The organism is Paraburkholderia sp. SOS3, from assembly GCF_001922345.1.
Taxonomy (GTDB): Bacteria; Pseudomonadota; Gammaproteobacteria; order Burkholderiales; family Burkholderiaceae; genus Paraburkholderia.
Window position 1 is genome coordinate 2,020,208 of sequence record NZ_CP018811.1, and the last position, 23,124, is coordinate 2,043,331.

Below are 23,124 nucleotides of genomic sequence, written 5' to 3' on the forward strand. Positions count from 1 at the left end.
GATCCGAACCTGGCACGCGTTCTAGCGTCACGAAGGACCACATGAAACGTTCCGCCCTCTACATCCACGCAACGCGCGCCATCGCGCTGGCGCTTGCGGTCTCTGCGCTTGCTGGTTGCGACACGCTGAACGACGTGCTCGCAACGGACAGGGTCAACTACAAGGACACGCCGACGGCGCCGCCGCTCGCCGTGCCGAACGATTTGACGGCCGCGCAGATCGACCAGCGCTATGAGGCGCCGCCGGTCGGCACCGCGCTCGGCGGTGCGCCGCAGCGCGCGAAGACCGAAGCCGGCAACCTGACCGAGGGTGTGCCGACCGCGCAGGATCCGCTCGGCATGCACATCGAGCGCGACGGCGATCGCCGCTGGCTCGTCGTCGACGGCCGCACGCCGGACCAATTGTGGCCGCAACTGCAGGAGTTCTGGACCGAGAACGGCTTCTCGTTGAAAACGAACGCGCCGTCCACCGGCATCATGACCACGGACTGGGCCGAAAACCGCGCGAACATTCCCGACGACTGGTTCCGCCGCACGATTGGCCGCGTGATCGATTTCGCGTATTCGTCGGGAACGCGCGACAGCTTCCGCACGCTCGTTTCGCGCGACGCGACCGGCGCGACCGATATCTCGATCACGCACAGCTCGATGGAAGAGGTGCTGACGGGCATGGACAAGACGTCGTCGAAATGGGTCGAACGTCCGCGCGATCCCGCGCTCGAAGCGGCCTTCCTGTCGAAGCTGATGCAGAAGTTCGGGCTGACCGACGCGCAATCGAAGCAACTGATCACCGATGCGCGTCCGGCGGCGGCAAGCGCCAAGCTGGCCGGCGAAACCACGCTCGACCTGCCTGAGTCTTTTGACCGGGCGTGGCTGCGCGTCGGCCTTGCGCTCGACCGCACCAACTTCACGGTCGACAATCGCGATCGCGAGAAGGGCATTTATTACGTCCGCTATGCCGACTCCTTGCAGGAAGTGAAGCGCGAGGGGCTCTTCGGCAAGCTCTTCACCAGTGATCCGAAGAAATCGAAAAGTCCCGAGTACCTCGTCAATGTGCGTCCGACCAGCGACACCATGACGCAGGTCGCCGTGGTCGACTCGAACGGGCAGATCGATACGTCTTCGGACGCGCAGCGCATCGTGTCGCTGCTGCATGCACAGCTGAACTAACGCGGCCGTGCGGTTCGCCAGTCTGGGAAGCGGCAGCGAAGGCAATGCACTGGTCGTCGAAGCCCAAAGCGGAACGACGACCACACGCGTGCTGCTCGATTGCGGTTTCTCGGCGACGGAAGTCGAACGGCGGCTCGCGCGCATCGGTCTCGATGCTGCGCCGTTTGCCGCCATTCTCATCACCCACGAACACAGCGACCATATCGGTAGCGCGTTGACGCTCGCCCGTCGGTGGTCGGTTCCGTTGTATATGAGCTGGGGTACGGCCCGCGCCGTCGGCGCCGACGAAGCGGACGTCGATTTGCGCGTGCTGTGGGGCGACGAAGCGGTCGCGGTCGGCGACCTTGGCGTGCTGCCTTATACGGTGCCACATGACGCCCGCGAACCATTGCAATACGTGTTCTCGGACGGCGCGTCGCGGCTCGGCGTACTCACCGACGTCGGCACGTCGACGCCGCATATCAACGCGGTGCTAAGCGGCTGCGACGCGCTCGTGCTCGAATGCAACCACGACCTCGGCATGCTGGCGACGAGCCGTTATCCCGCGTCGCTGAAAGCGCGCATCGGCGGCAACCATGGTCATCTGAACAATGACGCAGCCGCTGCGATACTTGCTTCGCTTGACCGGTCGCGGTTGCGTCATCTGGTCGCGGCGCATTTGAGTCAGCAGAATAATCTGCCGGAACTGGCGCAGGCTGCGATGGCCGCCGTGATGAACGCCGCGGCAGCGGACGTCGTGGTCGCGTCGCAGGACAGCGGTTTCGACTGGCTGACGCTCTAATTTCGTTCTGATTGCCCGTCAGGGCGGTTCGACAAAAATCCAGCGCTGAAAGCAAAACGCCCGTGACGATATGTCACGGGCGTTTTTCCGACTGAAGCCGGCCGATGCTACGAGGATGCGCTCGCGGCCGGCTTCGTTTTCATGACGTCAGTTGCGGTTGCCGCCGAAGATGCCGAGCAGCGCAAGCAGATTGACGAACACGTTGTACAGGTCGAGGTAAATCGCGAGCGTTGCCGTAATGTAGTTCGTTTCACCGCCGTTCACGACGCGCTGCACGTCGAACAGCATGTACGCCGAGAAAATCACGATGGCGAGCACCGAAATGGTGAGCATCAGCGCCGGCAGTTGCAGGAACAGATTCGCGACCATCGCGAGCAGCAGCACGATCACGCCGACGAAGAGCCACTTGCCGAGGCCGGAGAAATCGCGCTTGCTGACCGTGGCAACCGTCGCCATCGCGGCGAAGATCACACCGGTGCCACCGAACGCGAGCATGATCAGCGACGGGCCGTTCGAGAAGCCGAGAATGAAGCTCAGCAGACGCGACAGCATCAGGCCCATGAAGAACGTGAAGCCTAGCAGCACGAATACGCCCGCTGCGCTGTCCTTCGTCTTCTGGATGGCGAACATGAAGCCGAACGCAATCGCGAAGAACGCCAGCATGCTCATCGCGGGGCTGGTGGCGGCGAACAGCGAGAAGCCCGTGACGACGCCCACCCACGCGCCCAGCACCGTCGGCACCATCGACAGCGCGAGCAGCCAGTAGGTGTTGCGCAGTACGCGGTTGCGTGTTTCGGCCGAGGTGACGACGCCGCCGCGGCCAAAGTTATAGGGGGATTCGTTCATGGTTTCTCCTTGCGTAAGACGCAGTGTTACCCGGTGGTTGCACTATCTGTTCTACGGTGCCGGCGAGCGGATTGCCGCCGGTCACTCGACCCACCAATCCTAAGATAAGCCCGGCGCACAGGAGTTTCAATGCGCTTCGCGTCGATTGCAACCCCAAACGCGAGGCTTTTCCCTGGATTCTGTAAAGCGCGGCGGGTGTTCTGCTGCATTCCGCTTTGATTCTTTCAATGTGTAAGGGTTCAATCGCAATCATACACTGGAACATGCTACAATAGCGGATTCATTTGAATTTGTAACTTCTTAATTTTTTGGAGTTTTTATGGCGATCGAACGCACTCTGTCGATTATCAAGCCGGACGCTGTGGCCAAGAACGTGATTGGTCAAATCTACACGCGTTTCGAAAACGCGGGCCTGAAGATCGTCGCGTCGCGCATGGTGCAACTGTCGCGTGCCGACGCAGAGAAGTTCTATGCCGTGCACCGTGAGCGTCCTTTCTTCAAGGATCTCGTCGAATTCATGATTTCGGGCCCGGTCGTCGTGCAGGCGCTCGAAGGCGAAAACGCCATTCTGAAGCACCGCGAACTGATGGGCGCGACGGACCCGAAGAAGGCCGAAAAGGGCACGATCCGTGCAGATTTCGCCGACAGCATCGACGCCAACGCAGTGCACGGTTCCGATGCCGCCGAAACGGCGCGCGTCGAAATCGCGTTTTTCTTCCCGGAAGTCAATGTCTACTCGCGCTAGGTCGCGGTAGCGTAGAAACAATGCAGGAGCGGGCGCGAAAGGCAATGCGTTCATGTGGCTTGCTGGGTGAACGCAGTCTCGCACTGAAATGGCAGGATTCGATATGACGAGCAGTCCCACCGTCAACCTTCTCGATCTCGACGCCGAAGGGCTCGTCGCATACTGCGGCAGCCTCGGCGAGAAGCCGTTTCGCGCCAGGCAATTGCAGCGCTGGATTCACCAGTACAACGCGGCGGACTTCGACGGCATGACCGATCTCGCGAAGTCGCTGCGCGAAAAGCTGAAAAGCCGTGCATCGATCACGATGCCCGGCATCGTCAGCGACCATATTTCTGCCGACGGCACCCGGAAGTGGCTCATCGACGTCGGCAATGGCAATGCGGTCGAAACCGTATTCATTCCCGAAGAAGGGCGCGGCACGCTGTGCGTGTCGTCGCAGGCCGGATGTGCGGTCAACTGCCGGTTCTGCTCGACCGGCAAGCAGGGTTTCTCGCGCAATCTGAGTACCGGCGAGATCATCGGCCAGTTGCGCATGGCCGAATTCGCGCTGCGCGCGTCGCTCGGTGTCGCCGGTGGCCGTGCAACGGGCGGCGACGGCAAGGGCGAGCGCGTCGTCACCAACGTCGTGATGATGGGTATGGGCGAGCCGCTGCTGAACTACGACGCGGTCGTGCCGGCCATGCGGCTGATGCTCGACGATAACGCCTACGGCCTGTCGCGCCGGCGTGTCACGCTGTCCACGTCCGGCGTCGTGCCGATGATGGACCGGCTCGGCGCCGATCTGCCCGTCGCGCTCGCGGTGTCGCTGCACGCGCCCACCGACGATCTGCGCGACATGCTCGTGCCGCTCAACAAAAAGTATCCGCTGCGTGAACTGATGGCCGCGTGCGAGCGGTATCTGAAAGTCGCGCCGCGAGACTTCATTACTTTCGAATATTGCATGCTGGACGGCGTGAACGATAGCGAAGCGCAAGCGCGCGAGCTGCTCGCAGTGACGCGCGACATTCCATGCAAATTCAACCTGATTCCGTTTAATCCGTTTCCGGAGTCCGGGCTTATCCGCTCGAAACAGGAGCAGATCAAACGGTTCGCGCACGTACTGATCGACGCAGGGGTCGTCACGACGGTGCGCAAAACACGCGGCGACGACATCGATGCCGCCTGCGGCCAACTGGCTGGTGCAATCAAGGATCGCACGCGGCTTGCTGAACGTACGGGGAAGGCGGCCAAGGTAATCGAGGTTCGCGCAGTGTAGCCGCGCCGGGCCGGGCGCAGCGCCGGTTCGGGCGCGCGAGCGGCGCGCAGAAAAGCTGCACATAGGGTCGCACATTTTGTTATAAACGGTCTGCGATTGCGGCTCGAGCCTCCGGCACGGGCCGATCGCACAAGAAGAATCGACGCGAAAGGATTTGGGATGAGTGAGCCGCAGCACCCGCAACCGCACGACACCGATAGACATGCCGGGCGTCCGGCGCCGGTCGCCGCACCTGCTGCGCTGCAGCCGGCCGCGCAGGCGGGTAACGAGTCGCTCGCAGCGGTCGGGGCGCGTCTTGCTCAGTTGCGCGAATCGAAGGGCTGGTCCATCGAGGATGTGTCCGCGCGCCTGAAAGTATCCGTCACCAAATTGCGCGCGCTCGAGGCAGGCGATCTGAGCCATTTGCCCGATACGACCTTTGCGCTCGGTGTCGTGCGCAGCTACGCGAAAATGCTCGGCGCCGATCCGGCACCTTACACGCAGGCGCTGCGCCGCGAACGCGGCGTGCCGGCGCCGGATCTGACGATGCCGGCATCGGCGGGCGCCGATTTGCCGCGCGGCAAGGTCTCTCTGTCGCTTGGCAGCAACGCGCCGCGGCGCCGGTCGTGGCTGTGGGGCGTCGCGGCGGTCGTCGTCGCGCTGATCGCGCTGGCGATGTGGCACACGAACGGCGGGGACTCGAGCGCATGGCTCGCGCGCCTGAAGGCGACGGCTAGCGGCGCCGGCTCGGCGAGCGCGGCGAGCGGCGCAGCGGCCGATGTGGCGCAGGGTTCCACGACGGCGCAACCGGCCGGTAACGCCGAAGCGTCGGATGCGCAGACGGCAGGTGTTGCGCAATCGGCGTCGCAGCCCGAGGCACAGCAGGCGCACCCGGCCGCGGCCGCGCCAGATGCGGCTGCGCCGAACGTCGCGGCGAGTTCGGCGCAGCCGGCTGCGGCGACCGCCAACGCTGCCGTGCAGGCTAGCGCGGCGACGGGCACCGGGGCAGCTGCGAACGCGGCCTCGGCGAGCACGGCGCAGGCCGCCTTGGCGGGTGGATCGACGGTCGCGATCAAGGTGACGCAAGACAGCTGGTTCAGCATCCGTCAGAAGGACGGCAAGGAAGTGTTCTCGGGCCTCGTGCACGCGGGCGACAGCAAGGAAGTGAGCGGCGAGCCGCCGTTCAGGGTGACGGTCGGCAACAAGGCCGGTCTCGATTCGATGACGCTCGACGGTCAGCCCGTCGATCCGGCCAAATATGCATCGGCGAAGGGGAATGTGGCACGCTTCGCATTGCCCTGACGACGCGGCGCGGCGGACGGTCTGTCCGCCGTGTTTCGCTTGGCGCCGCTCATCGCAACGCGCGCGGGTGGTAGCGAACCGGCGCCACGCTTGCGGGCCAATGCGTACGGCATAGTTATGCGACACGAGCACGACATGAGCGCGCGACCCACGCGAGTCACCGAGGGCCGCGCTGCTCAAAAGATGGTTCATAGCGGGTTCCAACAGCAGATTTCAATAGCCGGCTCGCTGCAGAAGGCTTCAGCGCCAGACTGCGGCAAATTGCGGTAGCAGAGCCGGCTTCAAAGACATACTTCAAGGCGCAGCCTTCAATGGCGGGTTTATCGATGCACTCCGATCCCATGCAATCCACCACCAGTCAAATTTGTTCGTCCGAGCCGATTTTCGGCGGCCACGCGCCGCGCCGCGCATCGAACGCGGTCGACGTCCGTTGGGGCGGCAACCTCGTCACGATCGGCGGCGACGCGCCCGTGCGCGTGCAGTCGATGACCAACACCGATACGGCGGACGCGATCGGCACCGCGATCCAGATCAAGGAGCTTGCGCAGGCAGGTTCGGAACTCGTGCGCATCACGGTCAACACGGCGGAAGCCGCGGCAGCCGTGCCGGCTATCCGCGAGCAGCTGGACCGCATGGGCGTTTCGGTTCCGCTCGTCGGCGACTTCCACTACAACGGTCACCTGTTGCTGCGCGACCACCCGGCATGCGCCGAATCGCTGTCGAAGTACCGCATCAACCCGGGCAACGTCGGCCAGGGCGCCAAGCGCGATACGCAATTCGCCCAGATGATCGAGGCGGCCATCAAATACGACAAGCCTGTGCGTATCGGCGTGAACTGGGGCAGTCTCGATCAGGATCTGCTCGCGAAGATGATGGATCAAAACGCGGCGCGCGCCGAACCGTGGGAAGCGCAAAGCGTGATGTACGAAGCGCTGATCCAGTCGGCGATCGGCTCGGCCGAACGCGCGGTCGAACTCGGGCTCGCGCGCAACAAGATCATCCTGTCGTGCAAGGTGAGCGGCGTGCAGGACCTGATCGCCGTCTATCGCGAGCTTGCGCGCCGTTGCCAGTTCGCGCTGCACCTTGGGCTGACCGAAGCCGGCATGGGGTCGAAGGGCATCGTCGCGTCGACGGCGGCGCTTTCCGTGCTGCTGCAGCAGGGTATCGGCGACACGATCCGCATTTCGCTGACGCCGGAACCGGGCGCATCGCGTACCGGTGAAGTCGTCGTCGGCCAGGAAATCCTGCAGACGATGGGCCTGCGCTCGTTCACGCCGATGGTGATCGCGTGCCCCGGTTGCGGCCGCACGACGAGCACGCTGTTCCAGGAGCTCGCCTCGCAAATTCAGACGTATCTGCGTCAGCAAATGCCGGTGTGGCGCGATCAGTACCCTGGCGTCGAAAAGATGCACGTCGCGGTGATGGGCTGCATCGTCAACGGGCCGGGTGAATCGAAGCAGGCGAATATCGGCATCAGCCTGCCCGGTTCGGGCGAGAACCCGGCCGCGCCGGTGTTTATCGACGGCGAAAAGGTGAAGACGCTGCGCGGCGAGCGCATCGCCGAAGAGTTCCAGCAAATCGTGAGCGACTATGTCGAGCGCCGCTATGGCCGCGCCGAAGCGCTCAGCTAAATATCCGCAATCGAAATTCAGATGACTGAACAGAAGAAAAAGCTCGAGAAGCTGTCCGGCGTGAAAGGCATGAACGATGTGCTGCCGCAGGACGCCCAGCTATGGGAATTTTTCGAATCGACCGTCAAGTCGATGCTTCGTTCTTACGGATACCAGAATATTCGTACGCCGATCGTCGAACATACGCAGTTGTTCACGCGCGGTATCGGCGAGGTGACCGATATCGTCGAGAAGGAAATGTACAGCTTCACCGACGCGCTGAACGGCGAGAATCTGACGCTGCGCCCTGAAAACACGGCAGCGGTCGTGCGTTCGGCGATCGAGCACAACCTGCTGTACGACGGGCCGAAACGCCTGTGGTACGTCGGGCCGATGTTCCGTCACGAGCGGCCGCAGCGCGGGCGCTATCGTCAGTTTCACCAGGTCGGTGTCGAGGCGCTCGGCTTTGCGGGCCCCGACGCGGACGCGGAGATCATCCTGATGTGCCAGCGTCTGTGGGATGACCTCGGTCTGACCGGCATCAAGCTCGAAATCAATTCGCTCGGTCTTGCGCAGGAGCGTGCGGCGCACCGCGTCGAGCTCATTGCGTACCTCGAACAGCACCAGGACGTGCTCGACGAGGACGCCAAGCGCCGTCTCTACACGAACCCGCTGCGCGTGCTGGACACGAAGAATCCGGCGCTGCAGGACATCGCACGCAATGCGCCGAAGCTGATCGACTTCCTCGGCGACGAATCGCTTGCGCACTTCGAAGGGCTGCAGCGCATCCTGAAGGCGAACAACATCCCGTTCACGATCAATCCGCGGCTCGTGCGCGGTCTTGATTATTACAATCTGACCGTGTTCGAATGGATTACCGACAAGCTTGGCGCGCAAGGCACGGTTGCCGCCGGCGGCCGTTACGATCCGCTGATCGAGCAGTTGGGCGGCAAGCCGACGGCGGCGTGCGGCTGGGCGATGGGCGTCGAGCGCATTCTCGAACTGCTGAAGGAAGAGCAACTGGTGCCGGAGGGCGAGGGCTGCGACGTCTACGTCGTGCATCAGGGCGACGCCGCGCGCGACCAGGCGTTTATCATCGCCGAGCGGCTGCGCGACACGGGACTCGACGTGATCCTGCACTGCAGTGCGGACGGCGCGCCGTCCAGCTTCAAGTCGCAGATGAAGCGCGCCGACGCGAGCGGTGCGGCCTACGCGGTCATTCTCGGCGACGACGAAATCGCAAACGGCACGGTCGGCGTGAAGCCGCTGCGCGAGGTCGGCGCGGCCGGCGCAAAAAGCGAACAGCAGACGGTCCCGGCCGAAGACTTGACCGAATTTCTAATCAATGCGATGGTTGCGTCCTCTGACGACGACGCCGACTGATTTCAGCGTTTTTCGCCGCTTTTCGCGCGCAAAACAGTTGAAAACATTTGAAAACGGATAAAGCATCAATAGGGAAGGAATCGCTTCGCGATGAGTTACCACGACGAACAGGAAACATTAGAAAGCGTGAAGGCATGGTGGGAGCGTTGGGGTAACGCGACCACGTGGATTCTGCTGGTGGCGGTTGTCGCGGCGGCGGCCTGGAACGGCTGGAACTACTGGCAGCGCCATCAGGCGGGCGAAGCGGCGGTGCTGTACGACCGGCTGCAGCAGGCGAGCGCGGCCGGCGACAAGGCCGACAAGGCAACCGTCACACGCATCGCCACCGATATGGAAGACAAGTTCAGCGGCACCGCTTACGCCCAGATGTCCGCGCTTGCCGCAGCCAAGGCGCTGTATCAGGCGGGCGACGAACCCGGCGCGAAAGCACAGCTGCAATGGGCGGCGGACCATGCGAAAGATCCCGAATTCAGGCAGATCGCGAAGCTGCGGCTCGCTTCGCTGCTGCTCGATGAAAAGTCGTACGACGCGGGGCTCGCGCTGCTCGAGCAACCGGAATCGGACGCTTTCAAAGGTGTTGTCGCCGACAGCCGCGGCGACCTGCTCGCCGCGCAAGGCAAGCGCGACGACGCACGCGCGGCCTACAAGGTCGCGCTCGATGCGTTGCCGAAAAACGATACTTCGACGCGTCAGCTGATTCAGTTCAAGCTCGACGCGCTGGGCGGTTAACGTCATCGGCTGCCGATGCATCTGCGCCGCGTCCCGCCTTCACTTCAATGAATAAACCAGACATGCTTCGTTCACCGATGAATCTGCTGAAACGTTACGCCGTGCCCGTCGCATGCACGCTCGCGGTGCTCACGATGGCCGCGTGCTCGTCGTCGAAAGACGAGCGCCGCGTGCCGACGCCGCTGACCGAATTCAAGTCCCAGCTCGACGTGCAGCAGACGTGGAAGGCGAGCGTGGGCAAGGCGGGCCGCTATATGTTCGCGCCGGTCGCGGTCGGCGATGCCGTCTATGCGGCGGGCGCAAACGGCTCGGTCGCGAAGATCGATGCAAAGACCGGCAACGATATCTGGCGCGTGAAACTGAAGGACGATCTGTCTGCAGGCGTCGGCACCGACGGCAATCTGACGGCGGTCGGCGGACTGAAGGGTGCGGTGGACGTGCTTGGACCCGACGGCAAGCTGCTGTGGCGGGGCTCGGTGCAGGGCGAGATCCTGTCGCCGCCGCTCGTCGGCAACGGTCTCGTGATCGTGCGCACGATCGATGGGCAGATCATCGCGTTCAATGGGCAAACGGGCGAACAGCGCTGGGTGTTCCGCAACCGCGCCGTGCCGCTGAACCTGCGCGTGACCGCCGGCATGACGTTCGCCGGCGATGCGGCGGTGCTCGCCGGCTTCCCGGGTGGCCAGTTCGCGGCGATCAATCTGCAGAACGGCGATGCGTACTGGCAAACGCCGGTCTCGTATCCGAAGGGCGTGACCGAAGTCGAGCGCATCAACGACGTGACCGGGCCGCCGACGCTCGTCGGCGCCGAAACCTGCGCGGTGACGTTCCAGGGCCAACTCGGCTGCTTCGATGCGAACTCGGGCCGCGCGCTGTGGGAAAAGCCGTTTTCGAGCACAAGCGGTATTGCGCAGGACGAGCAGGTGGTCGTCGGCGGCGATGACTGGTCGATCGTGACCGCGTTCGATGCGACGACCGGCAAGCAGTTGTGGCGCAACGAACAATTGAAGAGCCGCGACGTCAGCGTGCCGACGCTGCTCGGCCACGCGGCGGTGGTCGGCGACTACAAGGGCTTCGTGCATTTCCTGTCGCGCGATGACGGCTCCTTCGTTGCGCGCATGAAAACCGATGGCAGCGAAATTACCGCTGCGCCGGTGCTGGCAGGCGATACGCTCGTCGTGCAGACGCACGACGGCGATCTGTATGGGTTCCGGCCGCGCTAAGCATGTGGCGGTGGCGCAATCGCCGGGCCGCCGTCGCTGAGCGCACCGTCTTGCGCCGTGGCACGGCTGCCATCCGCGCGATATGAAGGCAGGGAAGCGGCGCAACCCGGCCTACCGCCAGAAGGCGTCAAGGATGCGGTAGCTGGCCCACATAGCCGAACCGAGCGCTATTGAACGACTGCCAGCATCGTCGCCACGGGCGCCGGCTCGTTTCCGGCGCGATCAGGTGCAGGTGCGCATGTCCTTCAGGAAGCATGCGCGCATGCATGGACTGTGCGAGCCAACGCACCGCGTTTTCGCAAGCGTGTTGCACCGGTGCAAGCTGCACCCATGGCCCTGTACGCTCACGCCGTCCACGCATCCGGAGCGAGCCAGATTCGTGCTAATTTGCGACACATGAAATAGCGGCGACTGAATGCCGCCCAATCGTTGCGCGGGCCGCGCAAAGCCGCGATTCCGCGGGCCTGATCGGCGGCGTCGCCACACTGGCGCTGAACGACCGTAATCGGCAAGCCCGCGCCTCACAGTGAACAACATCAGATGAAACCCGTTATTGCCCTCGTCGGGCGCCCCAATGTGGGGAAATCCACACTGTTCAACCGTCTCACGCGCTCACGCGACGCGCTCGTCGCGGACCTGCCCGGGCTCACGCGCGACCGCCACTACGGCGAGGGGCGCGTCGCCGGCGAGCGGCCGTATCTCGTCGTCGACACGGGCGGTTTCGAGCCGGTCGCGAAAGAGGGCATCCTTTACCAGATGGCCCGCCAGACGCGCCAGGCGGTCGAGGAATCGGACATCATCGTGTTCATCGTCGACGGCCGCAACGGCCTTGCGCCGCAGGACAAATCGATTGCCGACTATCTGCGCAAGACGGGCCGGCCGATCTTCCTCGTGATCAACAAGGCCGAAGGGATGAAGTACACGACGGTCGCCGCCGAATTTTACGAACTCGGTCTAGGCGACCCGCGAGCGATTTCGGCCGCGCACGGCGACGGCGTCGCCGAAATGATCGGCGAAGCGCTCGACGTCGCCTATGCGGGCCAACCGGAAGAATCCGAAGAAGAAAAAGCGCAGCACGGCGTGAAGATCGCGATTGTCGGGCGCCCGAACGTCGGCAAGTCGACGCTCGTCAACACGCTGATCGGCGAGGAACGCGTGATCGCGTTCGATATGCCAGGCACGACGCGCGACTCGATTTACGTCGACTTCGAACGTCAGGGGAAAAAGTACACGCTGATCGACACGGCGGGCTTGCGCCGCCGCGGCAAGGTGTTCGAGGCGATCGAGAAATTTTCGGTCGTGAAGACGCTGCAGTCGATCTCCGATGCGAACGTCGTCATCCTGCTGCTCGATGCGCAGCAGGATATTTCCGATCAGGACGCGCATATCGCTGGCTTTGTCGTCGAGCAGGGGCGCGCGCTCGTGGTGGGCGTGAACAAATGGGACGGGCTCGATGCGCACGTGCGTGAGCGCACAAAAGCCGACTTGGAGCGCAAGCTAAAATTTCTCGACTTCGCGAAGTTCCATTTCATTTCGGCTGCGGAAAAGACCGGCATTGGCCCGTTGATGCGCTCGGTCGATGCCGCGTATGCAGCCGCGATGGCGAAGCTGCCGACGCCGAAGCTCACGCGCGCGCTGATCGACGCCGTCGAATTCCAGCAGCCGCGCCGCAAGGGGCCGGTGCGTCCGAAGCTGCGCTACGCGCACCAGGGAGGACAAAACCCGCCGATCATCGTCATTCACGGCAATGCGCTCGATGCAGTGACGGACACCTATAAGCGCTACCTCGAAAACCGCTTCAGGGAAACTTTCGCGCTGACTGGGACTCCATTGCGAATAGAGTTCCGATCGTCGACGAACCCTTATGCGGACAAAGGCTGAGAGGCCCGTGTACGTTGGGTTTGGCAGCTTTGCCCTGAATCTCGAGGCAAAGCGCGCATAAAGGAAAATCGGCTATAGTGTAGCGATTGACGGCGGATTTCTTTTTCTTCGTCGTCAATTAAGTCAACCTGCAAAAAAACACGGAGTTTGCTATGAGCAACAAAGGGCAATTGTTACAAGACCCGTTTTTGAACGCGCTGCGTAAAGAGCACGTGCCGGTCTCGATCTATCTGGTGAACGGCATCAAGCTTCAAGGGAACATCGAATCGTTCGACCAGTACGTTGTGTTGCTCCGTAACACGGTTACCCAGATGGTTTACAAGCACGCTATCTCGACGGTCGTGCCCGCGCGTCCGGTGAATTTCCACCCGGATTCCGAATCGTCCTAAACCTCGTCGCGGCCGGTCGACGCATGCCGCCTGACGGCGTTGCGCACCGGCCGCTTCAACAGCGCCCTGTGCGGCCGCTTCCACTTTGACACCCGCCAATTTGACCCACGCAGCACTCGTCGGCATCGATTTCGGCAAGATCGACTTCGTCGCCAGCCTCGAAGAACTTAGCCTGCTCGCACAAAGCGCGGGCGCCCATCCCGCCGTCACGCTGACGGGCCGCCGTTCAAGTCCGGATGCCGCGCTTTTCGTCGGCAGCGGCAAGGCGGAAGAATTGCGCGTCGCATGCGAGGCGAACGGCATCGATCTCGTCATCTTCAATCACGCGCTGTCGCCGGCGCAGCAGCGCAATCTGGAGCGCTTGCTTAACAGGCGTGTCGTCGATCGCACGAGCCTGATTCTCGACATCTTCGCGCAGCGTGCGCGCAGCCACGAAGGCAAGCTGCAGGTCGAGCTCGCGCAACTGCAATATCTGTCCACGCGCCTCGTGCGCGCGTGGACTCACCTTGAGCGCCAGAAGGGCGGTATCGGCCTGCGCGGCCCCGGCGAGTCCCAGCTCGAAACCGACCGTCGCCTGATCGGCGATCGCATCAAGATGCTGAAGTCGCGCCTCGAGCGTCTGCGGCGCCAGCACGGCACGCAACGCCGTGCGCGCGAGCGCAACCGTACGATGTCGGTGTCGCTCGTCGGCTATACGAACGCGGGCAAGTCGACCCTTTTCAACGCGCTGACGAAAGCGCAGGCCTACGCGGCCGACCAGCTGTTCGCGACTCTCGACACCACTTCGCGGCGCGTGTATCTCGGCGGCGAGATCGGGCAGGTGGTCGTGTCGGACACGGTCGGCTTCATTCGTGAGTTGCCGCACCAACTGGTGGCCGCGTTCCGTGCGACGCTCGAAGAAACGATTCACGCCGATCTGTTGCTGCATGTGGTCGATGCGTCGAGTGCCGTGCGCCTCGATCAGATCGATCAGGTGAACGAGGTGCTTGCCGGCATCGGTGCGGACACGATCCGGCAGGTGCTCGTGTTCAACAAGATCGATGCGGTGCCTGAACTCGCGGCCCGCGGCGAGGCGGTCGAGCGGGATGAGTATGGTAATATTTCGCGCGTCTTTTTGAGCGCGCGCACCGGGCAGGGGCTCGACGCATTGCGCGCTGCCATCGCCGAAATCGCCACTGCTGAACATCTTTCGGGTGCTGACGTCTGGGCGCAAGATGAAGGGTCGCAAGATGAAGGGGCGCAAGACGAAGGGATGCAACACCAACGGATGCAAGACGAAGGAGTGCCGGACGAACGGGCGCCCGACCAGCGTCCCCGGCCTGAAGCATTGCACGTCGATCGCCACGAAGACCACGCAGAATTTCACGAAGAGCACGAAGACCATCGCGCGCACCGTGGGGTCACCGAGCACGGACATTGATGCCGCGTCCGTTGACTGCCGACGGACTCGCGCTGTGACCCCGCAGCGAACCATAAGCGGGCTCGACGCGTTGAGCCGCGACGGACTTCCCGAATGAGATTGGCCTTTTTCAGAATTGCATCGACCCGCTGTCTACTCTGGTGAACGAACACAGGTGAATCAATACAACCCACGGAGTACCTGGCTGCGTCTGCGCGCCATGATGTCGCTGAACGACCCGCGCTGGGGCCGGGGAGACGGCAACGGCAACGGCGGCAATGGCGACCGGCAACGTTCGAATGATTCGAAGCGCCCGCAGAACGGCAAAGGCGGTGATGGCCCGCCGGACCTCGACGAAATGTGGCGCGATTTCAACCGGCGCCTGTCGCGCTTCTTCGGCCGCAAGGGCGGCGGCGACCGCCGTCCCGACAACGGCCGCAGTGCGCGCATCGGCGTGGGCATCGTCATCGGCGTGCTGATCGCGATCTATCTTGGCAGCGGCGTGTTCGTCGTCCAGGAAGGGCAGGCGGGCGTCGTGCTGCAATTCGGCAAGTATCGCGGCACCGTGGAACAGGGGGTGCACTGGCGCTTGCCGTATCCGTTCGAGTCGAACGAAATCGTCAACGTCGGGCAGATCCATTCGGTCGAAGTCGGCCGCAGCAATGTGGTGCGGCTCGCGAACGTGAAGGACGCATCGATGCTCACGCACGACGCCGATATCGTCGACGTGCGCTTTGCCGTGCAGTTCCAGATTCGCAAGCCGGTCGACTATCTGTTTCGCAGCGTCGACCCGGAACAGAGCGTCGCGCAGGCCGCGCAGGCCGCGATTCGCCAGATCGTCGGTTCGCGCAGCACGAGCGATGTGCTTTATCAGGACCGCGAAGCCATCCGTCAGCAACTGACCGATGCGATCCAGCATTCGCTCGACGAATTCAAAACCGGTCTCGCCGTGACGGGCGTGACGATCCAGAGCGCGCAGGTACCCGAGCAAGTACAACCGGCCTTCGAAGACGAAGCGAAGGCGCGTCAGGACCGCGAGCGCGCGAGGCGCGACGCGCAGGCTTACGCAAACGACCTGCTGCCGCGCGCCGAGGCGCAAGCCGCGAATCTCATCGACGAAGCGAAGAGCTACAGCGATCGCGTCGTCGCTCAGGCGCAAGGCGATGCGGAACGCTTCAAGGAAGTCTATGCACAGTACTCGAAGGCGCCCGCGGTGATTCGCGAACGGATGTATCTCGACACGATGCAGTACATCTACTCGAACACGACGAAGGTGTTCGTCGACAGCAAGGCCGGCAATAACGTGCTGTATTTGCCGCTCGACAAACTCGTCGCCGACACCCAGCGCGCCGCGGCGGCTGCCGCTGCGAATGCGGCCTCGGCAGGCGGTGCAGGTTCGACGGCGCAGGCAGCAGGCGCACCGGGCGCGCAAACGTCGCCGGGTACGATCATCGCCACCCCGCCGACCCCGCAAGCGGTCCCGCAATTTCAGGGGCAACAGGCAGGTCAACAAGCCGGCCAGCAAGCAGGTCAACAGACGCCGCAAGCCGCATCGGGCGCGGCGTCCGCGACACCGGCAAGCCAGCCCGCCGGCGCCAGCGACCCACTGCGCTCGCGCGATGCGTTCCGCAGCCGCGGCCGCGAAGACGATCTGCAATAAGGAGCGCGATCATGAACCGAATCATTGCGCTCGTCATTGCAGTCGTGATCGTGCTGTTCGTCGGATCGTCGATGGTGTTCACCGTCGATCAGCGGCATATGGCCGTGTTGTCGCCGCGCGGCGACGGCGAGCCGACGCTCGTCGGTCCGGGCCTGCACGTGAAGCTGCCGCCGCCGCTGCAAACGGTCACGCCGGTCGACACGCGCATCCAGACGCTCGACACGCCTGACGAAGATCACTACGCGGCGGCGGACAAGACCGATCTGCTCGTGAACCCCGTCATCAAGTTCCGCGTGACCGACCCCGTCAGGCTCGTGACCGAAACGAAGGGCGACGTGCAGAGCCTGCCGGACCGCCTCGCGCTGATTTCGCGCGGCGCGCTGACCGACGCGTTCTCGAAGTACAAGCTCGCGGACCTGCTCTCGAAGCTGCAGACGGTCGGCGACGATGCGCGCGCAGGCATGGAGAAAGCGGCCGGGTCGCTCGGCGTGGAAGTGGTCGACGTACAACTGACGCGCGTCGATTTCCCTGCCTCGATGGCCAATACCGTCTACAAGCGGATGATCGCGGCGCGCGAACAGATCGCGAATCAGGAGCGCGCGCAGGGGGCGGCCGAAGCCGACAAGATCAAGGATGCCGCTGCGCAGCAACAGCAGGCGCTGCTCGCAGACGCCTACAAGCAGGCGCAGGAAATCAAGGGCGACGGCGACGGCAAGGCCGCGGCGATCGCCGCCGACGCGTACGGCCGCGACCCGCAGTTCTATCAGTTCTATCAGAGCATGCAAGCGTACCGGAACAGCTTCAAGCCGAACGACGTCGTCGTGGTCGATTCGAGCAGTGACTTCTTCCGCTTCATGCGCGGCCCGAACGGCGGGGAGACGACGCCGAACGACGCCGCGGCGCCACGCAAAAATCATCAATAAAGGAAACGCCGCGGCAACCGGATCGCGGCAGCCTCATTCGCATGGACATAGCCGGATCGTTATTGCTCGCGATCGCCCTGATGCTGATCATCGAGGGGATGTTCCCCTTCGTGTTTCCAGTCGCGTGGCGCGATACCTTTCGTAGAATAGCGGAGCGCCCGCCGCACCATATCCGGATCGGCGGGTTGATCGTGATGGGGCTCGGCCTCGTGCTGCTGCTGATCGCGACCTGATGCGCGCGGCGCATGGGCCGGCGCGCTTCGATCTCACCTCGAGCCTGATCCGATTCTTTGGCGCGCAGCGCGCCTTGCACAACGTCGCAGGATTTATCGATGTCGACCTGGTTACTTCCCGAGAACATTGCCGACGTATTGCCGTCGGAAGCGCGCAAGATCGAAGAGTTGCGCCGGCGCCTGCTCGATCGCTTTCGCGCATACGGCTATGAAATGGTCATGCCGCCGATGCTCGAATATATCGAGTCGTTGCTGACGAGCGGCGGCAGCGATCTGAATCTGCGTACCTTCAAGCTCGTCGATCAGTTGTCGGGCCGCACGCTGGGCTTGCGCGCCGACATCACGCCGCAGGTCGCGCGCATCGACGCGCATCTGCTGAACCGTCAGGGCGTGACGCGCCTCTGCTACGCGGGCGTCGTGCTCCATACGCGGCCGCGCGGCCTGCACGCGACGCGCGAACAGATCCAGATCGGCGCCGAAATCTACGGTCATGCGGGCCTCGAGGCGGACCTCGAAATCCAGCAACTGATGCTCGATGCACTGCGTCTCGCGGGGCTCGCGAAGGTGCGGCTCGACCTCTGCCATGCGGGCGTGCTGGCCGCGCTGATCGACATGGAACCGGCCGCTGCGGCGCTCGGCGAAGCGCTGTACGGCGCGCTCGCGGGCAAGGACGTGCCGCGCCTCGTCGAACTCACCGCAAACCTCACGCCTGTGGTGCGCGACGCGCTGCGCGCGTTGCCGACGCTCTATGGTCAAGCGGACGTGATCGACGAAGCGCGCGCGCGCCTGCCGAATGCGCCCGATATCGCGCGTGCGCTCGAAGATCTGACCTTCCTCGCGGCTCAGGTCGACGGCGCCGAAGTGATGATCGATCTCGCTGATCTGCGCGGCTACGCGTACCACAGCGGCGTGATGTTCTCCGCCTATGTCGACGGCGTGCCGAACGCGGTTGCGCGCGGCGGCCGCTACGACCACGTCGGTCAGGCGTACGGTCGTGCGCGTGCCGCCACGGGCTTTTCGCTGGACCTGCGCGAAGTGGCGCGCATTTCGCCGGTCGAAGCGCGCAGCAGCGCGATTCTCGCGCCGTGGCAGCACGACGATGCGCTGCGCGCGAGCGTTGCCGCGCTGCGCGACGCGGGCGAGGTCGTGATCCAGGCGCTGCCGGGCCACGACCATGGCGTCGACGAATTCGCGTTCGACCGCGTGCTCGTCGAAGAGGGCGGCGCGTGGGTCGTGCGAGCGCGGTGAAGTGCGCCCATGCCCTTGAGTGCAAAGGGAAATTTTGTGACAAAAAACCAGAACCAGGTCGCTAACCCCTGCGAACCCAGGTAAAATACGTTTTTAACCAGCTCAAGAAACAACATGTCTGCCAGCGCAGTGAATGTGAACCCCGGGCGCAATGTCGTGGTGGTTGGGACCCAGTGGGGCGACGAGGGCAAGGGCAAGATCGTCGACTGGTTGACGGATCACGCACAAGGCGTCGTCCGTTTTCAGGGCGGTCACAATGCCGGCCATACGCTCATCATCGGCGGCAAGAAAACCATCTTGCGCCTGATTCCGTCGGGCATCATGCGGCCCGAAGTCGCGTGCTACATCGGCAATGGCGTCGTGTTGTCGCCGGAGGCACTCTTCAAGGAAATCGAAGAGCTCGAAGCCGCTGGTATCGACGTGCAAAAGCGTCTTTTCATCTCCGAAGCCGCCACGCTGATTCTCCCGTATCACGTTGCTATCGATCAGGCGCGCGAAGCAAAAAGCGGTGCGGGCAAAATCGGCACGACGGGCCGCGGCATCGGTCCCGCGTACGAAGACAAGGTCGCGCGCCGCGGGTTGCGCGTGCAGGACCTGTTCGAGCCGCAAGCCTTCGCCGAACGTCTGCGCGTCAATCTCGACTTCCACAACTTCGTGCTCACGCAGTATCTCGGCGCGGCAGCGGTCGACTATCAGCAAACCCTCGATTCGATGCTCGGCTTCGCCGATCGTCTGAAGCCGATGGTCACGGACGTTTCGCGCCGTCTCTACGACGAAAACCACGGCGGCCACAACCTGCTGTTCGAAGGCGCGCAAGGCACGCTGCTCGATATCGATCACGGCACCTATCCGTTCGTCACGTCGAGCAACTGCGTCGCGGGTGCGGCATCGGCAGGCGCGGGCGTCGGTCCGCAGAAGCTCGACTACATCCTCGGCATCACGAAGGCGTATTGCACGCGCGTCGGCTCGGGCCCGTTTCCGAGCGAGCTGTACGATGCGGACAACACCGCGCGCCAGGCGCCGATCGGCCTGACGCTCGCCACCGTCGGCAAGGAGTTCGGCTCGGTCACCGGCCGTCCGCGCCGCACCGGCTGGCTCGATGCGGCCGCGCTGCGCCGCTCGATCCAGATCAACGGCGTGTCGGGGCTGTGCATCACGAAGCTCGACGTGCTCGACGGTCTCGACGAAGTGAACCTCTGTATCGGCTACAAGATCGACGGCAAGGATTCGGACATCCTGCCGCGCGGCGCGTCCGAAGTCGCGCGCTGCGAGCCCGTGTACGAGACCTTCGCGGGCTGGAAGGAGAGCACGATCGGCATCCGGGAATGGGACAGGCTGCCGGCCAATGCGCGCGCATACCTCTCACGCGTGCAGGAAGTCGCGGGCGTGCCGATCGACATGGTGTCGACGGGCCCTGACCGCGACGAAACGATCCTGCTGCGTCACCCGTTCAAGGTGTAATCGATGGTCGAAGGTGTACCGATGATCGCGATGAAGGATCCGCGCAACGATGACAAGAACCTTTGGGTCGGCTGGGACGAGTACCACCGGCTCATCGAACTGCTTGCGCTCACGGTTCACGAATCGGGCTGGAAGTTCGACAAGATCCTGTGCCTCGCGCGCGGCGGCCTGCGTGTGGGCGACCAGCTGTCACGCATCTACGATCTGCCGCTCGCGATTCTCGCGACAAGTTCGTATCGCGAAGCAGCCGGCACGCAGCAAGGCGAGCTCGATATTGCCCAGTACATCACCATGACGCGTGGCGAGCTGTCGGGCAACGTGCTGCTCGTCGACGACCTCGTTGATTCCGGCGTCACGCTTGCGCGTGTGCAGCAGCATCTCAAAGACCGCTATCCGGCGGTCACGGCGGTGCGCTCCGCGGTGCTGTGGTATAAGGCGTGCTCGAAGGTCAAGCCCGACTATCACGTGCAGCATCTGCCGACGAATCCATGGATTCACCAGCCGTTCGAAGAGTGGGACACGGTGCGCCCGCACAATCTCGGCGCATGGATCAAGCGCGGCACGCCGCATGAAGCATGACAAATCCTCGCCCGCCTGACGCGACGATACGAACACGGTCGTTCAGGAACGTATCGCCGCGTGCGCAGTGAGAGCAGCGGAGCCCGGCACGGGCTCCGTTTTTGTATCCGCGAATCACGCACGCTGACGATGCGACCGGGCGCAAGCACCGCGCGGCGCGGCATTGATGCACGAATGCATAACAGGAACATTTAAAAGACGATGCTCGCGGCAGACTTCGCCAAAGTGCGATGCTAAACTTCGGACGTTCCAGACCCACGTAGCGTTTGCACAACATGCCGAACGGCCGCCTTTTGAGCCCGGTTTAGAATACCGCTCATTTTTGCCGCCGTGGAACGGCTTCTTTTCGCGCTTATGACAGACAACCATCACGCGCCGAGGCAACCCATGCCCGCGCTCGCGATCGCTGCGATCGGGGTCGTGTTCGGAGACATCGGCACGAGCCCGCTGTATGCGCTGAAAGAAGCGTTCAGCCCTTCGCATGGCATTCCCCTTACTCAGGATTCGATACTCGGCGTGATTTCGCTGCTGTTCTGGGCAATCGTCGTGGTCGTCAGTATCAAGTATGTGCTGTTCGTGATGCGCGCGTCGAACAACGGCGAGGGCGGCGTGCTCGCGTTGATGGCACTGGCGCTGCGCTCATTCGATACGCGCACCAAGGCGGCAGGGCTCATTACGATGCTCGGCATCTTTGGCGCATGCATGTTCTACGGCGACGCCGTCATCACGCCGGCCATTTCGGTGATGTCTGCAGTCGAAGGTCTCGAGATCGCCGCGCCAACGCTCGCGCATCTCGTGTTGCCGCTGACGATGATCATCCTGCTCCTGCTGTTCTGGATCCAGCGGCACGGCACGGCGGCGGTAGGGCGGCTCTTCGGGCCGATCATGGTGCTGTGGTTCGTCACGCTCGCGGTGCTCGGGCTGTCGCACATCGTGCAGTCGCCCGAAGTGATCGCGGCGCTCAATCCTTACTACGCAGTGACGTTCATGTCCGAGCATTTGCTGCAAGCGTACGTGGTGCTCGGTTCGGTCGTGCTGGTCCTGACCGGCGCCGAAGCGCTTTATGCGGATATGGGCCACTTCGGCGCGAAGCCGATCCGCGTGGCCTGGTATGCGCTCGTGATGCCGTCGCTCGTGCTCAACTACTTCGGGCAGGGCGCACTGTTGATGCACAATCCGAAGGCGATCGAAAACCCGTTCTATCTGCTGGCGCCCGAGTGGGCGTTGCTGCCGCTCGTGGTGCTCTCGACGGTCGCGACCGTGATTGCTTCGCAAGCGGTGATCTCGGGCGCCTATTCGCTGACGAGCCAGGCGATCCAGCTCGGCTATGTACCGCGCATGAAGATCTTGCACACATCGGAACTGGCGATCGGGCAGATCTACGTGCCGGTCGTCAACTGGATGCTGCTCTTCATCATCCTGTGCATCGTGATCGGCTTCAAGAGCTCCGATAACCTCGCGGCCGCGTACGGCATCGCCGTGACCGCGACAATGGTGATCACCACCATTCTCGCGTGCGTCGTGATGGTGAAGGTGTGGAACTGGAACAAGCTGATCGTCGCGCTGATCATCAGCGGGCTGCTGATCGTCGACCTCGGTTTCTTCGGCGCGAACCTGCTGAAGGTGGCCGATGGCGGCTGGCTGCCGCTTGGTATCGGCGCGCTGCTGTTCTTCCTGCTCATGACGTGGTTCAAAGGCAGGATGATCGTCAAGGAACGCACGGCGGCCGACGGTATTCCACTCATGCCGTTCGTGCAGGGGCTGCTCGCGCATCCGCCGCATCGCGTGTCGGGCACCGCGATCTATCTCACGGGCAATTCGACGCTCGTGCCGGTGAGCCTGCTGCATAACCTCAAGCACAACAAGGTGCTGCACGAGCGCACGATTTTTCTGACATTCGTTACACGCGATATTCCGTACGTCGAAGAATCCGACCGGTTGACGGTCAAGGATGTCGGCGATGGGCTCTTTCTCGTGAAAGCCGTGTATGGTTTTAACGAAACACCTGATGTGAAGGCCGTGCTCGAGGCCGTGGGGCGTACGAACGACATGACGTTCGAACTGATGGACACATCATTCTTTCTTGCGCGTGAGACGGTGGTGCCGACTCAGTTGCCGGGCATGTCCGTGTGGCGCGAGCGAGTGTTTGCGTGGATGCATCAGAATGCCGCGAAGCCGACGGACTTCTTTAGTATTCCGGCAAATCGCGTCGTCGAACTCGGGACGAAGATCGAGATCTGACGATGGCACGGCACGGCGCGCGTGTTGTGCATGCGCTGCGGCCGGATCGCACGGTGGATCAAAACAAAAGCCCATGCAGAACTTCTTC

The 23,124-nt window shown here is 63.2% G+C and carries 20 protein-coding genes; 19 read left to right on the top strand and 1 reads right to left on the bottom strand.

Annotated elements, in window-relative coordinates; translation table 11 throughout:
- The first annotated feature begins 41 nt into the window (after window positions 1-41).
- Both bamC and BTO02_RS09235 read left to right on the top strand, forming a co-directional pair.
- Window positions 42-1,169 (top strand): outer membrane protein assembly factor BamC, encoded by a 1,128-nt coding sequence (bamC, locus tag BTO02_RS09230; protein WP_075156786.1) that lies wholly within the window; start codon window positions 42-44, stop codon window positions 1,167-1,169.
- A 7-nt stretch (window positions 1,170-1,176) separates the two neighbouring features.
- The gene (locus tag BTO02_RS09235) at window positions 1,177-1,950 is read left to right on the top strand and encodes an MBL fold metallo-hydrolase (RefSeq protein WP_075156787.1); all 774 of its coding nucleotides are present in this window, start codon (window positions 1,177-1,179) and stop codon (window positions 1,948-1,950) included.
- A 147-nt stretch (window positions 1,951-2,097) separates the two neighbouring features.
- Here BTO02_RS09235 and BTO02_RS09240 read toward each other — a convergent pair whose 3' ends face one another.
- A complete protein-coding gene (locus BTO02_RS09240; RefSeq protein ID WP_075156788.1) occupies window positions 2,098-2,796 on the bottom strand; it encodes a Bax inhibitor-1/YccA family protein in 699 nt (232 codons plus the stop codon).
- A gap of 319 nt (window positions 2,797-3,115) precedes the next feature.
- On the opposite strand from BTO02_RS09240, the gene ndk reads away from it, so the two are divergent.
- From ndk to BTO02_RS09325, 17 genes are all read left to right on the top strand, one after another.
- Window positions 3,116-3,541 carry a nucleoside-diphosphate kinase gene (gene ndk / locus BTO02_RS09245; RefSeq protein WP_075156789.1) on the top strand — a complete coding sequence of 142 codons (426 nt, stop codon included), beginning with the start codon at window positions 3,116-3,118 and terminating at the stop codon, window positions 3,539-3,541.
- A 103-nt stretch (window positions 3,542-3,644) separates the two neighbouring features.
- On the top strand, window positions 3,645-4,796 hold the full coding sequence (gene rlmN, locus BTO02_RS09250; protein ID WP_075156790.1) for a 23S rRNA (adenine(2503)-C(2))-methyltransferase RlmN: 1,152 nt from the start codon (window positions 3,645-3,647) through the stop codon (window positions 4,794-4,796).
- Between the two features lie 159 nt (window positions 4,797-4,955).
- Window positions 4,956-6,077, top strand: coding sequence for a helix-turn-helix domain-containing protein (locus tag BTO02_RS09255; protein ID WP_075156791.1), 1,122 nt, complete (start codon window positions 4,956-4,958; stop codon window positions 6,075-6,077).
- Window positions 6,078-6,418: 341 nt separating this feature from the next.
- Window positions 6,419-7,708: a flavodoxin-dependent (E)-4-hydroxy-3-methylbut-2-enyl-diphosphate synthase gene (gene ispG / locus BTO02_RS09260; RefSeq protein ID WP_442953443.1), complete on the top strand. Its 1,290-nt coding sequence runs from the start codon at window positions 6,419-6,421 to the stop codon at window positions 7,706-7,708.
- 21 nt (window positions 7,709-7,729) lie between these two features.
- Window positions 7,730-9,070 carry a histidine--tRNA ligase gene (gene hisS / locus BTO02_RS09265; protein ID WP_075156793.1) on the top strand — a complete coding sequence of 447 codons (1,341 nt, stop codon included), beginning with the start codon at window positions 7,730-7,732 and terminating at the stop codon, window positions 9,068-9,070.
- Window positions 9,071-9,160: 90 nt separating this feature from the next.
- Window positions 9,161-9,799 carry a tetratricopeptide repeat protein gene (locus tag BTO02_RS09270; protein WP_075156794.1) on the top strand — a complete coding sequence of 213 codons (639 nt, stop codon included), beginning with the start codon at window positions 9,161-9,163 and terminating at the stop codon, window positions 9,797-9,799.
- Window positions 9,800-9,876: 77 nt separating this feature from the next.
- On the top strand, window positions 9,877-11,022 hold the full coding sequence (gene bamB, locus BTO02_RS09275; protein ID WP_075156795.1) for an outer membrane protein assembly factor BamB: 1,146 nt from the start codon (window positions 9,877-9,879) through the stop codon (window positions 11,020-11,022).
- Window positions 11,023-11,562: 540 nt separating this feature from the next.
- Complete coding sequence (gene der / locus BTO02_RS09280; protein ID WP_075156796.1) at window positions 11,563-12,903, top strand: ribosome biogenesis GTPase Der; 1,341 nt, start codon at window positions 11,563-11,565, stop codon at window positions 12,901-12,903.
- A gap of 152 nt (window positions 12,904-13,055) precedes the next feature.
- Window positions 13,056-13,292 carry an RNA chaperone Hfq gene (gene hfq / locus BTO02_RS09285; protein WP_007580427.1) on the top strand — a complete coding sequence of 79 codons (237 nt, stop codon included), beginning with the start codon at window positions 13,056-13,058 and terminating at the stop codon, window positions 13,290-13,292.
- 85 nt (window positions 13,293-13,377) lie between these two features.
- The gene (gene hflX, locus BTO02_RS09290; RefSeq protein ID WP_442953444.1) at window positions 13,378-14,712 is read left to right on the top strand and encodes a GTPase HflX; all 1,335 of its coding nucleotides are present in this window, start codon (window positions 13,378-13,380) and stop codon (window positions 14,710-14,712) included.
- Between the two features lie 154 nt (window positions 14,713-14,866).
- The gene (hflK, locus tag BTO02_RS09295) at window positions 14,867-16,351 is read left to right on the top strand and encodes an FtsH protease activity modulator HflK (protein WP_075156797.1); all 1,485 of its coding nucleotides are present in this window, start codon (window positions 14,867-14,869) and stop codon (window positions 16,349-16,351) included.
- A gap of 11 nt (window positions 16,352-16,362) precedes the next feature.
- Complete coding sequence (gene hflC, locus BTO02_RS09300; protein WP_075156798.1) at window positions 16,363-17,274, top strand: protease modulator HflC; 912 nt, start codon at window positions 16,363-16,365, stop codon at window positions 17,272-17,274.
- Between the two features lie 41 nt (window positions 17,275-17,315).
- A complete protein-coding gene (locus BTO02_RS09305) occupies window positions 17,316-17,507 on the top strand; it encodes a DUF2065 domain-containing protein (RefSeq protein ID WP_075156799.1) in 192 nt (63 codons plus the stop codon).
- 99 nt (window positions 17,508-17,606) lie between these two features.
- Window positions 17,607-18,755, top strand: a complete 1,149-nt coding sequence (locus BTO02_RS09310) for an ATP phosphoribosyltransferase regulatory subunit (RefSeq protein WP_075156800.1) — start codon at window positions 17,607-17,609, stop codon at window positions 18,753-18,755.
- 114 nt (window positions 18,756-18,869) lie between these two features.
- Window positions 18,870-20,216, top strand: a complete 1,347-nt coding sequence (locus tag BTO02_RS09315; protein ID WP_075156801.1) for an adenylosuccinate synthase — start codon at window positions 18,870-18,872, stop codon at window positions 20,214-20,216.
- Window positions 20,217-20,219: 3 nt separating this feature from the next.
- The gene (locus BTO02_RS09320; protein WP_075156802.1) at window positions 20,220-20,795 is read left to right on the top strand and encodes a phosphoribosyltransferase; all 576 of its coding nucleotides are present in this window, start codon (window positions 20,220-20,222) and stop codon (window positions 20,793-20,795) included.
- 354 nt (window positions 20,796-21,149) lie between these two features.
- Complete coding sequence (locus BTO02_RS09325; RefSeq protein WP_075158729.1) at window positions 21,150-23,036, top strand: potassium transporter Kup; 1,887 nt, start codon at window positions 21,150-21,152, stop codon at window positions 23,034-23,036.
- The last annotated feature ends 88 nt before the right edge of the window (window positions 23,037-23,124 follow it).

Bases quoted from the DNA above. Each gene is read 5' to 3' on its own strand.
- ndk (WP_075156789.1), top strand. From the start codon at position 3,116: ATGGCGATCGAACGCACTCTGTCGATTATCAAGCCGGACGCTGTGGCC.
- hfq (WP_007580427.1), top strand. From the start codon at position 13,056: ATGAGCAACAAAGGGCAATTGTTACAAGACCCGTTTTTGAACGCGCTG.
- rlmN (WP_075156790.1), top strand. From the start codon at position 3,645: ATGACGAGCAGTCCCACCGTCAACCTTCTCGATCTCGACGCCGAAGGG.
- bamB (WP_075156795.1), top strand. From the start codon at position 9,877: ATGAATCTGCTGAAACGTTACGCCGTGCCCGTCGCATGCACGCTCGCG.
- BTO02_RS09270 (WP_075156794.1), top strand. From the start codon at position 9,161: ATGAGTTACCACGACGAACAGGAAACATTAGAAAGCGTGAAGGCATGG.
- hisS (WP_075156793.1), top strand. From the start codon at position 7,730: ATGACTGAACAGAAGAAAAAGCTCGAGAAGCTGTCCGGCGTGAAAGGC.
- bamC (WP_075156786.1), top strand. From the start codon at position 42: ATGAAACGTTCCGCCCTCTACATCCACGCAACGCGCGCCATCGCGCTG.
- der (WP_075156796.1), top strand. From the start codon at position 11,563: ATGAAACCCGTTATTGCCCTCGTCGGGCGCCCCAATGTGGGGAAATCC.
- BTO02_RS09325 (WP_075158729.1), top strand. From the start codon at position 21,150: ATGACAGACAACCATCACGCGCCGAGGCAACCCATGCCCGCGCTCGCG.
- BTO02_RS09305 (WP_075156799.1), top strand. From the start codon at position 17,316: ATGGACATAGCCGGATCGTTATTGCTCGCGATCGCCCTGATGCTGATC.
- hflC (WP_075156798.1), top strand. From the start codon at position 16,363: ATGAACCGAATCATTGCGCTCGTCATTGCAGTCGTGATCGTGCTGTTC.
- BTO02_RS09255 (WP_075156791.1), top strand. From the start codon at position 4,956: ATGAGTGAGCCGCAGCACCCGCAACCGCACGACACCGATAGACATGCC.
- BTO02_RS09310 (WP_075156800.1), top strand. From the start codon at position 17,607: ATGTCGACCTGGTTACTTCCCGAGAACATTGCCGACGTATTGCCGTCG.
- BTO02_RS09315 (WP_075156801.1), top strand. From the start codon at position 18,870: ATGTCTGCCAGCGCAGTGAATGTGAACCCCGGGCGCAATGTCGTGGTG.
- ispG (WP_442953443.1), top strand. From the start codon at position 6,419: ATGCAATCCACCACCAGTCAAATTTGTTCGTCCGAGCCGATTTTCGGC.
- BTO02_RS09320 (WP_075156802.1), top strand. From the start codon at position 20,220: ATGGTCGAAGGTGTACCGATGATCGCGATGAAGGATCCGCGCAACGAT.
- BTO02_RS09240 (WP_075156788.1), bottom strand. From the start codon at position 2,796: ATGAACGAATCCCCCTATAACTTTGGCCGCGGCGGCGTCGTCACCTCG.